The following is a 13,307-nucleotide window of genomic DNA, read 5'->3' on the forward strand; positions in this document are numbered from 1 at the left end:
CGAGCTTCATTCTTCCACTTGCCATGGCGGTCTTTCTTGTCCTTGCCGGAAAATCCATTCGATTACGAAGTTGCCCTGCAGAACTGTGCCCGTGGCGATCGCCAGGCACTGCACGGCTTGTATCAGCGCGAAGGCGGGCGCCTGTTGGCCGTGGCCTTGCGTATCGTCGGCGATCGAGCGCTGGCCGAGGACATAGTCCACGATGCGTTCCTGCGGATCTGGACGCAAGCCGCCAGTTTCGACGCGCAACGCGGTTCGGCACGTGGGTGGATGTTCACCATCACGCGGCATCTTGCGCTCAACCACATTCGCAGCAGTGCCCGGTTGCGTGCGCTGAACGAGGACGATCTGCAGTCGCTGTTCACCGACGAGACGGCCGATGCGGCACTGGGCAGTGCGCGGATTGACGGGTGTCTGGAGCAGCTCGAGCCGCAGCGGCGTCAGTGCCTGTACCACGCCTATCTGGATGGTTATACCCATGCCGAGATCGCCCAGCGGCTGGAGACGCCGCTGGGCACGGTCAAGGCGTGGATCAAGCGCAGCCTGGCATCAGTGCGTGAGTGCATGGGATGAGCGAACGAAGCGAGACGGTAGAACCCATGAATACTGAAGAACTGGCCAGCGAGTACGTGCTGGGAACGCTCGATGCAGCGCGGCGGGGAGAAGTCGAACGGCGACTGCCCACTGACCTCGAACTGCGCGCGGCCGTCGATGCATGGGAAGCGCGCCTGTTGCCACTGGCTGAACGCGTCACGCCTGTGCAGACGCCGGCGACGCTGTGGCCACGGATCCAGCGCAGCCTCGACGGCGCAGGCGCGCAGCCGATCCCGATTTGGTGGAATCGCCTGGGTGTCTGGCGCGGGTTGGCGGGCGCCGGGCTGGCGGCGACGCTGGTACTGGGCGCCTTGTTGTTCAATGTCCGCGCGCCAGTGTCGGGTCCAGCCTATGTCGTCGTGCTCATCGCGCCGCAGGACAAGGCGCCGGGTTGGGTGGTGCAGGCCAGTGACTCGAGGGAAGTCCAGCTGATTCCATTGAACGATGCGCCGGTGCCGGCCGACCGCGCCCTGCAGTTCTGGACCAAGGCCGACAGCTGGCAAGGCCCCGTCTCGCTGGGTCTGGTGGAACCGGGGCAGAGCGTGCATGTGGCCCTGGACAAGCTTCCGCCGCTGGAGAACAACCAGTTGTTTGAATTGACCCTGGAACCCAAGTCAGGCTCGACGACAGGCAGACCAACCGGCCCCATCCAGTTCATCGGCCGTGCGGTCAAGGTGATCTGACTCGTGATCGGGCTGCCTACGGGCGCATCCGCTCTTCTTGGCAGTCCGGCCCGCCCATGTCGAACTCGCGACAGATCAACGGGCGATTCAGGTAGATACTGCAGCTCATGGAGCGTCGGTCCAGTGCGGCGCACCACCCGTCGTCCAGGCGCGACATGGTTTCCGAGCCCCATTCATCCACCTCGATGAAACGCTCCGGTACGCCGGTGTCGGTGATCAGCATGACTTCCAGACGACAGCACTTGGCGGCGCAGCGGTCACAGCTGATGGAAGGGTCGATGTCGCTGGTTGCAGCGATGTCATGCAGCGCAATCAAGGGCAGTGCCTGGCAGGAAATGATCGGCGCAGCGTACCGGTAGTTGCGCCGTTTCACAAAGCAAGCCGTGCACCTTCAGGCTTCAGGCGACGGATTGCAGGTCAGGCCGCTTTGGAAGGCTTGCGCTTGTTTTTCCACGGCGTCGCGCCTTTGGGCGCAGGACCGCTGATGACCATGCGCAACCCGGCGCAACGCTCCACCAACTTGCTCATCCACGCCGATTGTTTGGCGACGAAGGTTTCCAGCGACATCTCACCGCTCTGCACCATGTCCAGCGCCTGCTCCCAGATGGCAGTGGTGCCTGGGTCGGCGATGGCTCGAGGTACCGCGTCGATCAAACTGAAGGCGGCGGGTGCTGCGGCCAGAGCCTTGCCCTGTTTGGTCAGGTAGCCTCGGTCCAGCAGGCCCTGGATGATGCCCGCACGGGTGGCCTCGGTGCCGATCCCGGTGGTGTCCTTGAGTTTCTGCTTCAGGCGCGGATCTTCGACCAGCTTGGCGACGTTTTTCATCGCCTTGATCAGATCACCTTCCGTGAAGGGCTTGGGTGGTTGGGTCCACAGGTCCTTGAGCTTCACATCGCGTACCACACAGGTCTGGCCCTCGGTCAGCCGCGGCAATGGCTGCGGAGCCGGCGCCTCGCGACCCTTGGTAGCGCCGAGCGCCTGCGGTATGGCGCGTTTCCACCCGGGTTCGACCACCTGCTTGCCGACCGCGCGCAACGCCCGGCCGCTGCAGTCGAAGTCGGCCTGGGTGCGGTCGTATTCGTGGTTGGGCAGAAACTGCGCCAGGTAGCGGGCGCGGATCAGGGTATACACCGCGCGGTACTTGCCCTGCAGTTTGTCGGACGTAGCGGCGACGGTGGTGGGAATGATGCCGTGGTGGGCGCCGACCTTGGCGTCGTTCCATGCGCGTGAGCGCCGCTGCGCATCGAGGTGGGGAAGCAACGCTGCCAGCCCTGGGTCGGCGCGGCCCAGGGCTGCAATGATCGCCCCGGCATCACCGTGCTGGCTGACCGGCAGGTAGCCGCAGTCGCTGCGTGGATAGGTGATGACCTTGTGGGTTTCATACAGCGACTGCGCCACGTCCAGGGTTTCCTGCGCCCCCAGCCCGAGCTTCTTCGAGCAGACCTCCTGCAGGGTGCCCAGGTCGAAGGGCAGGGGAGCGGCTTCCCTCACGCGCTCGGTACGCAGTTTGCTCAGCGTTGCTTGGGCTGCCTGGCTGATCGCTGCAGCAGCCTGCTGCGCCAGCGCCTGGTTGAGGCAGCGCCCTTGGTCGTCACAGCTGTCCGCTGGCGGTATCCACTGCGCCGAGAACTCGGTTTGTTCGCCGAGCAGTTGCACATCGATGGCCCAATAGGCGGCAGGGACGAAATCGGCGATGCTTCGGTCACGGTCCACCACCAGCCGCAGGGTCGGGGTTTGAACTCGCCCCACGGGCAACACGCCCTGGTAACCGGCCTGACGCCCGAGCAGGGTGAACAGACGGCTCATGTTCATGCCGATCAACCAGTCGGCACGCGAACGTCCCAGGGCGCTGTGATAAAGGGAGAATGTCTCGGCGCCCGGCTTGAGAGCCGCCAGGGCCTTGCGAATCGAGGCGTCGTCCAGCGCCGACAGCCACAGGCGCTGCACCGGACCACGGTAGCGACAGTGATCGACGAGCTCGCGGGCGATCATTTCACCTTCGCGGTCGGCGTCCGTTGCGATCACCAGTGCCTGGGCTTCACCCAACAAGCGCTTGACCGCCTTGAACTGGCTGGCCGTCTTGCGTTTCACCTGCATTTTCCATTGCTGCGGGATGATCGGCAGATCCGCCAGCACCCAGCGCTTGTAGCGCGCGTCGTAGGCATCGGGCGGCGCGGTTTCCAGCAGGTGCCCGATGCACCAGGTCACCGTGACGGCATTGCCGATCCAGCAGCCATCGCCGCGGCGCGTGGCGCCCAGCACCTTGGCGATGTCTTTTGCCTGGGAAGGTTTTTCGCAGAGAAACAGCCGCATAGGTACCCTGATGAAGAAGCTGTGCAGAGCCGTAGCATGCCAGACGTGTCAAGACAGGCAAGCTTTATGTGTATGGATGTACAGTTTATGATGTTGCCTCATATGAGCTCGGCCTGCAGTCGCCGCCCCTACTTTCTTCGTCAAAGGCCCGCCGCCGTGACCCCACAACAGGGTTTCATCCTGACCCGACATTGGCGCGACACCGCCGAAGGCACTGAGGTCGAGCTATGGCTGGCGACCGATGCCGGGCCGCGGCTGGTACGCCTGCCGCCCCAGCCCTCGGTCGCCTTCCTGCCCACGGGGCAGCAGGAACAGGCCCGGCGTCTGCTCGAGGACGAGGCCGGCATACAGCTCAAGCCGCTGACGCTGCGCGATTTCGACCAGCAGCCCGTGTCAGGCCTGTATTGCCGGCATTACGGCCAGTTGCAACGGCTGGAAACACTGCTCAGGCAAGCCGGCATAACGGTCTACGAGGCCGACATTCGTCCACCGGAGCGCTACCTGATGGAGCGCTTCATCACGGCGGCCGTGGTCTTCGATGGTCAACTGCAAGCCGACGGCCAATACCATGAGGCCAGGCTCAAGCCGGCGTCGGCCTACCGTCCACAGCTACGGCTGGCGTCGCTGGACATAGAAACCACCGCCCAGGGCGAGCTGTACTGCATCGGCATCGAGGGCTGCGGCCAACGTGACGTGTTCATGCTCGGGCCGCCCAATGGCGATGCGCGCACCCTGGATTTTGCCCTGCATTACCGGCAAAGCCGGGTGGAACTGCTGCAAAGCCTCAATGCCTGGTTCGCCGAACACGACCCGGACGTAATCATCGGCTGGAACGTCGTTCAGTTCGACCTGCGCGTCCTGCACGAACACGCCAGGCGCCTCAACGTGCCCTTGCTGTTGGGCCGCGGGGGCGCAGAGATGACCTGGCGCGAACACGGCAGTGGCAACGATCACTATTTCGCCGGCGCGCCAGGTCGGCTGATCATCGACGGAGTCGAGGCGCTTCGTTCCGCGACCTGGAGCTTTCCCTCCTTCAGTCTCGAAAACGTGTCGCGGACGCTGCTGGGCGAGGGCAAGGACATATCCACGCCGTACCAGCGCATGGACGAAATCAACCGCATGTTCGCCGAGGACAAACCGGCCCTGGCGCGCTACAACATCAAGGATTGCGTCCTGGTCACGCGGATCTTCGCCAAGACCCAACTGCTCACCTTCCTGCTCGAACGCGCCAGCGTCACAGGCCTGCCGGCGGACCGCAGCGGTGGCTCGATTGCGGCCTTCACTCATCTGTATCTGCCGGCGATGCATCGTCAGGGGTTCGTGGCGCCCAATACCGGCCAACGCCCGCCCGAGGCCAGCCCAGGCGGCTTCGTCATGGAATCGCGACCCGGCCTGTACGAGTCGGTGCTGGTGCTGGACTACAAGAGCCTGTATCCGTCGATCATCCGCACGTTCCTTATCGACCCGGTAGGTCTGGCGGAGGGTCTGGCCAACCCCGACGATCAACACTCGGTCGAAGGTTTTCGCGGCGCGCGCTTTTCACGTACCCGGCATTGCCTGCCGGCCATCGTCGCCAGCGTCTGGGATGGCCGCGAGACGGCCAAGGCGCAGGGCAACGCGCCGTTGTCGCAGGCGCTGAAGATCATCATGAACGCGTTCTACGGCGTGCTGGGGTCCAGTGGCTGTCGCTTTTTCGACACACGCCTGGCATCGTCGATCACCCTGCGCGGCCACGAGATCATGCGCCGTACCCGCGAGCTCATCGAGGCGCGCGGTTACCAGGTGATCTACGGCGACACCGACTCGACGTTCGTCTGGCTCAACAGCGCCCACGACGAAGCCGAGGCCAGCCGCGTCGGCAAGGAACTGGTGGCCGAGGTCAACCTTTGGTGGGGTCAGCATCTTCAGCGTGAACATGGACTCAGCAGCGCTTTGGAACTGCAGTTCGAGACCCATTTCCGGCGTTTCCTGATGCCGACCATTCGTGGCGCGGAAGAGGGCAGCAAGAAGCGCTACGCGGGATTGGTCAGGCGCTCCGACGGTCAGGACGAGATGGTCTACAAGGGGCTGGAAAGCGTACGCACCGACTGGTCGCCGCTGGCCCGTGAGTTCCAGAAGGCGCTTTACTCGAGAATCTTCCAGTATCAAGGCTATCAGGCGTATGTCCGCGATTACGTGAAACGAACCCTGGCGGGTGAGCTGGACGACTTGCTGGTCTACCGCAAGCGACTGCGCAGACCCTTGCGCGACTATCAGCGTAACGTGCCGCCTCACGTTCGAGCCGCGCGTATCGCCGATGAACACAACCGCTCTACGGGGCGGCCCCTGCAATATCAGCGCGGCGGCTGGATCAGCTATGTGATGACGGTGGCGGGGCCCGAGCCTCTGGAAGCGCGACATTCAGCCATCGACTACGACCATTACCTGAGCCGACAGCTGCAGCCTGTTGCCGATGCGATCCTGCCGTTCGTCAACGACGATTTCAATACGCTGATCGGCGGCCAGCTTGGTCTGTTCCAGTAGGCTCAGAGGCTCTGGCTGATGAGCTCCATGGCCAGCGCCATGGCCAGGCCAGCTGTCATCCAGCCCCGCAACCCCAGCCCCTGGCGTGCCTTGTGATGCCAGCGGTCGTGGCCCAGCAGCGTCGCTGGGGCGAGCAGTTGGCGCCAGTGCAGCTCGGTGGCATGAAAGGCGGCCAGATGTGCGCCGTCGCTGTCCAGCCAGCGGCGGAAGTCGATGCGCTCGCTGGCGGTGGTCAATGGGCTCTGCAGCTTGACGTACCAGTGAATGGCCATGCTCTGGCCTGTCAGGGCTGGTTTGCAGCAGGCACGCAGTGCGTCCTGCATTCTGGCTTCGATGTCGGCAAGTGTCGTGTGCAGGCGCTGGGCGATGGCGAGGTAGGGGAGTTCGTCGAGACGGCTGTAGAGCAGGACTTGCCGAGTCCGCCTGGGCAGGCTTTGCACCCGTCGATAGAGACGGTCCGGGTGTGGCTGGCCGTTGATGAGGTCTGACAGATCATGCGAGGGCGTGAGCAGTGGGGTCATCGGTGACACCTCCTTTTGCGCGAAACCTGGTCATCTGTAGAGAGAAAGAGAGTTCGGACTTCCGTTTTCCGATGTTCTTTTGATATCATGCCCGCCATCTTTGCAGTGGCGCCTTCAAGTCGGTGAAGTTCGAAGCCGACGGCGTGCAACACTCTTCATTAGCCTGAAGAGCAAAAAAAAGACCCGGCAAAAAGCCGGGTCAAAAACCGTGATTAGCCTGATGAGGAGATAATCTGAAGGTCCGACCTAAGGCCCTTCGGATTATCCAACCGATCTCTCGACCGGTTGAGCTCAATAATAATCGTTATCATTTGCATGTCAAATGATTTGTCTGTGGTTTCTTGTTTTTCTTGTGTGCCCATCCCTCACTCCAGCGGCAGCTCGGTGGTGCGCTTGACTTCGCTCATGGCAATGTTCGAGTAGGCTTCCTGCACATGGGGCTTCTGCAGCAGATGGTCGCGCAAAAAACGCTCGTAGCTGGCTATGTCCTTGGCCACCACCTTGAGCATGAAATCCATGCCGCCTGCCATCGTGTAGCACTCGAGCACCTGCGGGTAGCCGATGATGGCTTCCTCGAATTCGGTCAGGTGCCGCCGGCCGTGCCCGGACAGCTTGATGCTGACGAAGATGGTCATGCTCAGGCCGAGTTTTTTCGGGTTGAGCAGGGCAACCTTGCGCTCGATCAGCCCTTCTTCCTGCATGCGGTGGATGCGTCGCCAGCAGGGTGACTGGGACAGCTCCACACGTTCGGCGACCTGGGCCGCCGAGAGGTCCGCGTCGTGCTGGAGCAGGCGCAGGATGCGCCGATCGATCGGGCTGAGGCTGGTTTGCATGAATGAGTCCGGTTCTTGTGGTTATCGGGTCGACTTCATGCAGAGTATGGCTCGTTTCTGACGATTTGCTCCAGTCACCAGCGCCGATTGGCCCAAGGCAACGCGGCACGCTCAGCCTGCAATATGACCGAACTTGCCCGCCTGATAATCGGCAAACGCCTGCTGGATTTCCTCGCGAGTATTCATCACGAACGGACCGTAGCTGGCCACTGGTTCGCCCAGTGGCGCGCCGTGGCCATAGAGCAGCGTGGCTGGGCCAGTGGCATCGACCGTTACCGTGTCGTGCGTGTCACTGAGTTTGACCAGGTGATGGCATTGCAGCGAGGCCCCGGCGATCTCGGCCTCGCCGTCGACGACGTACAGAAAGACGTTTTCCCCCAGCGGTGCCGGCAGCGAGAGGCGGGCGCCGGGTTGCAGGTGTACGGTCATCAGGCACAGGCCGGTGAGGGACTCGATCGGTCCGCGCCTGGCGCCATGCCCAGGGGAAACATAGTCCCCGGAAATCAGGCGAACCTCGGCCAGAGGCTCGGTGATCGTGGGGATGTCCGCGCCTTGCAGGCCGACATAGGCCGGAGGCGTCATTTTCAAGCGCCCTGGCAGGTTGACCCACAGCTGGAGGATCTCCAGCGGCCCGCCTTCACGCTTGAACGACTGCGGCGACAACTCGGCATGCACCAGCCCCGAACCCGCCGTCATCCACTGCACGCCACCTGCGCCGATGATGCTTTCATGGCCGCCGCTGTCCAGGTGCGACAGCTCGCCCTGAAGGATGAACGTGACCGTCTCGAAGCCACGATGGGGATGCGGTCCGAACGGCAGGCCCTGGTTGTCGGGTGGGTAGGTCTGCGGACCGTGGTGATTGAGAAACAGGAATGGATCGAGCTGCTCGATGCCGGGGCCCGGCAGCGGGCGACGGGTGATCAGGTCACCGATGTCGTCGCGCTGCGCGGGAAACTGCTGGAGGACGTTTCGGGTCATGGGGCCTCGGGGTGCGGATAATCACTGCGGTGCATGACTATGCCGCACAAGCCCGCCGCCTGAATAGCTCAGCGGCGATCAAGCCAGACCGTCTGGGCGTTGCAGAACTCGCGCACCCCGAAGTGCGACAGCTCGCGCCCGAAGCCGCTTTTCTTGATACCACCGAAGCCCACGCGGGCATCCGAGGCACCGTAGCCGTTGATGAAGATCGCACCGGTCTCCAGGCGCTCGGTGAAGTACTCGATCAGTTCGCCATCGGCCGTCCATAACGTCGCCGACAGCCCGAACTCACTGTCATTGGCCAGTGCCAGCGCATGCTGTGCATCGCGCGCCTCAATGATGGATGCCACGGGACCGAACAGTTCCTGATCGAAGGCGGTCATGCCGGGCTGGACGTTACCAAGCACCGTCGGTGCGTAGAAATTGCCATCGCCGGGGAGTTTGTGCCCGCCCAGCAGCAGTTCGGCACCTTGCTCGATGGAGGTCTGGACCTGGCCATCCAGCTCGTCGCGCAGATCGTAACGCGCCATCGGGCCGATGTAGGTGTCGTCGAGCTGCGGATCGCCGACCTTCAGCGCACGGGTGGCGGCCAGGAAGCGCTCGGTGAAGGCCGGCAGAATGCTGGATTCGACGATCAGGCGCTTGGCGGCGGCGCAGACTTGGCCGGTGTTCTGGAAGCGGCCGAGCAGGGCAGCGTTGACCGCTTCGTCCAGGTCGGCATCGGCCAGGACGATGAACGGGTCGCAGCCGCCCAGTTCCAGTACGCACTTCTTCAATGCCGCACCAGCTTGTGCGGCAATCGCCGAGCCTGCACCGACGCTGCCGGTCACGGTCACGGCAGCAACCCTCGGATCGGCAATGGCCCGCGATACACCAGCGGGCTCGACGTTGAGCACACCGAACAGGCCATGGGGCAGGCCCGCCTGGTCGAATGCCTCACGCAGCAGCGTGGCGCTGCCCATCACGTTCGGCGCGTGCTTGAGCAAATAGCCATTGCCGGCCAGGATCACCGGTACGGCTCCGCGCAAGACTTGCCAGAGCGGGAAATTCCACGGCATCACCGCCAGCACCGGGCCCAGCGGACGGTATTCGATGCGCGCTTTCTGGCCGGGCACCTGGGTGGCCTCGGCGGCGAGCATCGCCGGGCCGTGTTCGGCGTACCACTGGCACAGTCCGGCGCATTTCTCGACTTCGGCGCGCGCCTGGGTGATGGGCTTGCCCATTTCCTGGGTGATCATCTGCGCCAGCGGCTCACTCATTTCGCGCAACACGTCTGCCATGCGTGCAATGGCTGCAGCGCGCTCACCGAGCGCAACGTAGCGCCATTGTTCAAAGGCGGCAAAACTGCCGGCGAGGGTGTCCTCGAGTTGCGCCTCGCTGTCGAAGGGGTAGCGTTGCAGCTCGGCGCCGGTGGCCGGGTTCTTGGAGATGGCATGCGTCATGACGTTCACCTGTCGAAGGAAGATGTCAGCCACGATACGGGCATGGTTAAATCATGAAAACTGAATAATAATAACCGAAACCATCTCGTTTGGAGAATGTATGGACCTGACCCAATTGGAGTTGTTTCGCGCTGTGGCCGAGGAAGGCAGTATTGCCGCCGCCGCTCAGCGCGTGCATAGGGTGCCTTCCAACCTCACGACGCGGATCAAGCAACTGGAAAGCGAACTGGGGGTCGATCTGTTCATCCGCGAAAAGCTGCGCTTGCGCCTGTCGCCCAATGGCTGGAGTTTTCTCGACTACACGCGACGCATCCTCGATCTGGTCGAGGAAGCGCGCCAGGCAGTGTCGGGTACCGAGCCGCAAGGCTCGTTCGCACTAGGCTCGCTGGAAAGCACGGCAGCCGTGCGCATCCCACCGTTGCTGGCGGCGTACCATCATCGTTATCCCAAGGTCGAGCTGGACCTGTCCACCGGACCGTCGGGCGACATGCTCGACAGCGTGCTCGGCGGGCGGCTGGCCGCTGCCTTTGTCGACGGCCCGCTGCGTCATCCGCTGCTCGATGGGCGTGTGGTGTACGACGAAGAAATGGTGCTGGTCAGCGCGCGCGGTCACGCGCCTGTGTCCCGAGCCCAGGACGTCAATGGCGAAACCATTTATGCCTTTCGCGCCAACTGCTCCTACCGTCGGCACTTCGAAAACTGGTTCGTCGCCGACGGCGCGGCGCCCGGCAAGATCTTCGAAATGGAGTCCTATCACGGCATGCTCGCCTGCGTCAGTGCCGGCGCCGGCCTGGCCTTGATGCCGCGCAGCATGCTGGAAAGCATGCCCGGCAGCAGCAACGTCAGTGTCTGGACCCTGGCCGAAAAGTTTCGCTGGCTGCACACCTGGCTGATCTGGCGTCGAGGCGCGGGCTCGGCAAACCTGGCGGCGATGCTCGAATTGCTCGACGACAGCGTCCTGGCGACCTCTACCGTCGCCGGGACCTAGGTACCTGTCATTCCACAGGTCTGGTCGCGCAACGCGCAGGGGTTTTCGACGGCCCAGGGTGGCGAAATGTCGCAGGCAAACGTTGACGTTGTCGGCCACGGAAAATAGGCTACGCGCCGACCCAGGGTAAATGTTCGCGGTGCCTGTGCATGCTATAGAATGCACCGCATGTTTTTCGATGCCTGATGAGGGCACGCCAGCCGTTGGCGCCGTCGTGGCGCGCGGCCAGATTTGAAGGAGTACGCATGGCTGTCTACAACTACGACGTAGTGGTGCTGGGTTCCGGCCCCGCCGGAGAAGGGGCGGCAATGAACGCCGCCAAGGCCGGGCGCAAGGTGGCCATGGTCGACAGTCGGCGCCAGGTCGGCGGCAACTGCACCCACCTGGGTACCATTCCTTCCAAGGCCCTGCGCCATTCGGTCAAGCAGATCATCCAGTTCAATACCAACCCGATGTTCCGTGCCATTGGCGAACCGCGCTGGTTTTCGTTCCCGGACGTGCTCAAGAGCGCCGAGCGGGTGATCGCCAAACAGGTGGCTTCGCGCACCAGCTACTACGCGCGCAACCGCGTCGACGTGTTCTTCGGCACCGGCAGTTTCTCCGACGAGCAGACGGTCGAAGTGATCTGCGCCAATGGTGCGCAAGAGAAGCTCATCGCCAAGAGCGTCATTATTGCCACCGGTTCGCGGCCTTACCGGCCCGCCGACATTGACTTCAGCCATTCGCGCATCTACGACAGCGATACCGTGCTGAGCATCACCCATACCCCGCGCAAATTGATCATCTACGGCGCCGGCGTCATCGGTTGCGAGTACGCGTCGATTTTCAGCGGCCTGGGCGTGCTGGTCGAGTTGATCGACAACCGCGAGCAGTTGCTCAGCTTCCTCGACGCGGAAATTTCCCAAGGCTTGAGCTATCACTTCAGCAACAACAACGTGATGGTCAGGCACAACGAGGAATACGAGAAAGTCGAAGGCCTCGAGAACGGCGTCGTGCTGCACCTCAAGTCCGGCAAGAAGATCAAGGCCGATGCCTTGCTCTGGTGCAACGGCCGTACCGGCAACACCGACCGCCTGGGCCTGGAAAACATTGGCATCAAAGTCAACGGTCGCGGCCAGATCAGCGTCGACGAGGCCTACCGCACCTCGGTGCCGACGATCTATGGGGCAGGCGATGTGATCGGCTGGCCGAGCCTGGCCAGTGCTGCCCACGACCAGGGCCGCTCGGCAGCCGGCAGCGTGGTCGACAACGGCAGCTGGCGCTTCGTCAACGACGTGCCGACCGGGATCTACACCATTCCCGAGATCAGTTCGATCGGCAAGAACGAGCACGAACTGACCCAGGCCAAGGTGCCATACGAGGTGGGCAAGGCATTCTTCAAGGGCATGGCCCGCGCACAGATTTCCGGCGAGCCGGTAGGCATGCTGAAGATTCTCTTCCATCGCGAAACCCTGCAGGTGCTGGGCGTGCATTGCTTCGGTGACCAGGCCTCGGAGATCGTGCACATCGGACAGGCGATCATGAACCAGCCCGGCGAGCTCAATACCCTGAAGTACTTCGTCAACACCACCTTCAACTACCCGACCATGGCCGAAGCCTATCGGGTTGCAGCCTACGACGGCCTCAACCGGCTTTTTTGAGCGGCTCCGGCCGGTGGCCTGAGCCGGCCGGGGAGACCGATTTCAGCGATTCTCGAGGGTGGCGCTGGCCAAACCGGGAAAGTCTGTAATCAGGCTGTCCACGCCGAAGTCGGCGAGCCTGCGCATCAGTGCAGGCTCGTTGACCGTCCATACCGACACATGCAGACCCTGGCGCTGGGCCTTGAGCAGGCGCTCGGGTGTGCACAGCGTCCAGTTCAAGGCGAGCAGCTCGCACCCATAACCTTGCGCAACCTTGATCGGGTCCAGCCAGGCGTATTCGGCTACCAACCCGCGGGCCACGTCCGGCGTCAACTCCAGGGCTGCGCGCAGCACTTCCCGTGAGCTGGAGGTAATGGTGATCTTGTCCAGCAGATTCATGCGTTGTGCCAGCTCGCGGATAGCCAGCACGGTAGTGGCGGCGCGCGTACGCGATGCGCTCTTCACTTCCAGCTGCCAGTGATCGAAAGCGCAGTGTTCGAACAGTTCCTCGAGGCGTGGAATGGGGCAGGGTGACACCCATCCCGGCCCACCCTTGCGCGCGTCATAGCTGGTCAGCGCCTGTGCATCGTGCTCGACGACCTTGCCGCCACGGCCGGTGGTGCGCTTGAGGGTCGGGTCATGGATGACCATCAGTTCGCCGTCCCTGGACAGATGCAGGTCCAGCTCGCATCGGCGCACACCGTGTTCCAGGCATTGCTTGAAGCTTGCGAGGGTATTTTCCGGGGCTTCGCCCTTGGCACCGCGATGGCCATAGATAAGCGTCACGTTCGCTCCTTGAATGAGAAGGGTGGG

General features: G+C 63.0%; 12 protein-coding genes. 5 read left to right on the top strand and 7 right to left on the bottom strand.

The window, feature by feature from the left end:
• Positions 1-36 precede the first annotated feature (36 nt).
• Both IFT98_RS12725 and IFT98_RS12730 read left to right on the top strand, forming a co-directional pair.
• Positions 37-573, top strand: a complete 537-nt coding sequence (locus IFT98_RS12725; protein WP_192049013.1) for a sigma-70 family RNA polymerase sigma factor — start codon at positions 37-39, stop codon at positions 571-573.
• 26 nt (positions 574-599) lie between these two features.
• Positions 600-1,277 carry an anti-sigma factor gene (locus IFT98_RS12730; protein ID WP_192049015.1) on the top strand — a complete coding sequence of 226 codons (678 nt, stop codon included), beginning with the start codon at positions 600-602 and terminating at the stop codon, positions 1,275-1,277.
• 16 nt (positions 1,278-1,293) lie between these two features.
• Here the strand turns inward: IFT98_RS12730 and IFT98_RS12735 are convergent, their stop codons facing one another.
• Together IFT98_RS12735 and IFT98_RS12740 are read right to left on the bottom strand one after the other, a co-directional pair.
• Positions 1,294-1,584 carry a YkgJ family cysteine cluster protein gene (locus IFT98_RS12735; protein WP_244650962.1) on the bottom strand — a complete coding sequence of 97 codons (291 nt, stop codon included), beginning with the start codon at positions 1,582-1,584 and terminating at the stop codon, positions 1,294-1,296.
• 110 nt (positions 1,585-1,694) lie between these two features.
• Positions 1,695-3,590, bottom strand: a complete 1,896-nt coding sequence (locus IFT98_RS12740; protein WP_192049017.1) for a DNA topoisomerase III — start codon at positions 3,588-3,590, stop codon at positions 1,695-1,697.
• A 156-nt stretch (positions 3,591-3,746) separates the two neighbouring features.
• On the opposite strand from IFT98_RS12740, the gene IFT98_RS12745 reads away from it, so the two are divergent.
• On the top strand, positions 3,747-6,113 hold the full coding sequence (locus tag IFT98_RS12745) for a DNA polymerase II (protein WP_192049019.1): 2,367 nt from the start codon (positions 3,747-3,749) through the stop codon (positions 6,111-6,113).
• Positions 6,114-6,115: 2 nt separating this feature from the next.
• Here IFT98_RS12745 and IFT98_RS12750 read toward each other — a convergent pair whose 3' ends face one another.
• The 4 genes from IFT98_RS12750 to IFT98_RS12765 form a co-directional block, all read right to left on the bottom strand.
• Entirely contained in the window at positions 6,116-6,634 is a 519-nt protein-coding gene (locus IFT98_RS12750) for a DUF4880 domain-containing protein (RefSeq protein ID WP_192049021.1), read from the bottom strand.
• 365 nt (positions 6,635-6,999) lie between these two features.
• Entirely contained in the window at positions 7,000-7,467 is a 468-nt protein-coding gene (locus tag IFT98_RS12755) for an Lrp/AsnC family transcriptional regulator (protein ID WP_122477453.1), read from the bottom strand.
• Positions 7,468-7,578: 111 nt separating this feature from the next.
• Positions 7,579-8,445, bottom strand: coding sequence for a pirin family protein (locus tag IFT98_RS12760; RefSeq protein ID WP_192049023.1), 867 nt, complete (start codon positions 8,443-8,445; stop codon positions 7,579-7,581).
• Between the two features lie 68 nt (positions 8,446-8,513).
• The gene (locus tag IFT98_RS12765) at positions 8,514-9,887 is read right to left on the bottom strand and encodes an aldehyde dehydrogenase family protein (RefSeq protein WP_192049025.1); all 1,374 of its coding nucleotides are present in this window, start codon (positions 9,885-9,887) and stop codon (positions 8,514-8,516) included.
• A gap of 100 nt (positions 9,888-9,987) precedes the next feature.
• Between IFT98_RS12765 and ptrR the strand changes: the two genes are divergently transcribed.
• Together ptrR and sthA are read left to right on the top strand one after the other, a co-directional pair.
• Positions 9,988-10,875 carry a putrescine utilization regulator PtrR gene (gene ptrR / locus IFT98_RS12770; protein ID WP_192049026.1) on the top strand — a complete coding sequence of 296 codons (888 nt, stop codon included), beginning with the start codon at positions 9,988-9,990 and terminating at the stop codon, positions 10,873-10,875.
• Between the two features lie 245 nt (positions 10,876-11,120).
• On the top strand, positions 11,121-12,515 hold the full coding sequence (gene sthA / locus IFT98_RS12775) for a Si-specific NAD(P)(+) transhydrogenase (protein ID WP_049859964.1): 1,395 nt from the start codon (positions 11,121-11,123) through the stop codon (positions 12,513-12,515).
• A 42-nt stretch (positions 12,516-12,557) separates the two neighbouring features.
• On the opposite strand, the gene IFT98_RS12780 is transcribed toward sthA, so the two are convergent.
• The gene (locus IFT98_RS12780) at positions 12,558-13,280 is read right to left on the bottom strand and encodes a glycerophosphodiester phosphodiesterase (protein WP_192049028.1); all 723 of its coding nucleotides are present in this window, start codon (positions 13,278-13,280) and stop codon (positions 12,558-12,560) included.
• Between the last annotated feature and the right edge of the window lie 27 nt (positions 13,281-13,307).

It is taken from the genome of Pseudomonas sp. CFBP 8770, from assembly GCF_014841705.1.
Taxonomy (GTDB): Bacteria; Pseudomonadota; Gammaproteobacteria; order Pseudomonadales; family Pseudomonadaceae; genus Aquipseudomonas.

Coding starts and splice junctions, on each gene's coding strand:
- IFT98_RS12730 (WP_192049015.1), top strand. CDS start 600: ATGAATACTGAAGAACTGGCCAGCGAGTACGTGCTGGGAACGCTCGAT.
- IFT98_RS12740 (WP_192049017.1), bottom strand. CDS start 3,590: ATGCGGCTGTTTCTCTGCGAAAAACCTTCCCAGGCAAAAGACATCGCC.
- IFT98_RS12750 (WP_192049021.1), bottom strand. CDS start 6,634: ATGACCCCACTGCTCACGCCCTCGCATGATCTGTCAGACCTCATCAAC.
- IFT98_RS12755 (WP_122477453.1), bottom strand. CDS start 7,467: ATGCAAACCAGCCTCAGCCCGATCGATCGGCGCATCCTGCGCCTGCTC.
- IFT98_RS12760 (WP_192049023.1), bottom strand. CDS start 8,445: ATGACCCGAAACGTCCTCCAGCAGTTTCCCGCGCAGCGCGACGACATC.
- IFT98_RS12765 (WP_192049025.1), bottom strand. CDS start 9,887: ATGACGCATGCCATCTCCAAGAACCCGGCCACCGGCGCCGAGCTGCAA.
- ptrR (WP_192049026.1), top strand. CDS start 9,988: ATGGACCTGACCCAATTGGAGTTGTTTCGCGCTGTGGCCGAGGAAGGC.
- sthA (WP_049859964.1), top strand. CDS start 11,121: ATGGCTGTCTACAACTACGACGTAGTGGTGCTGGGTTCCGGCCCCGCC.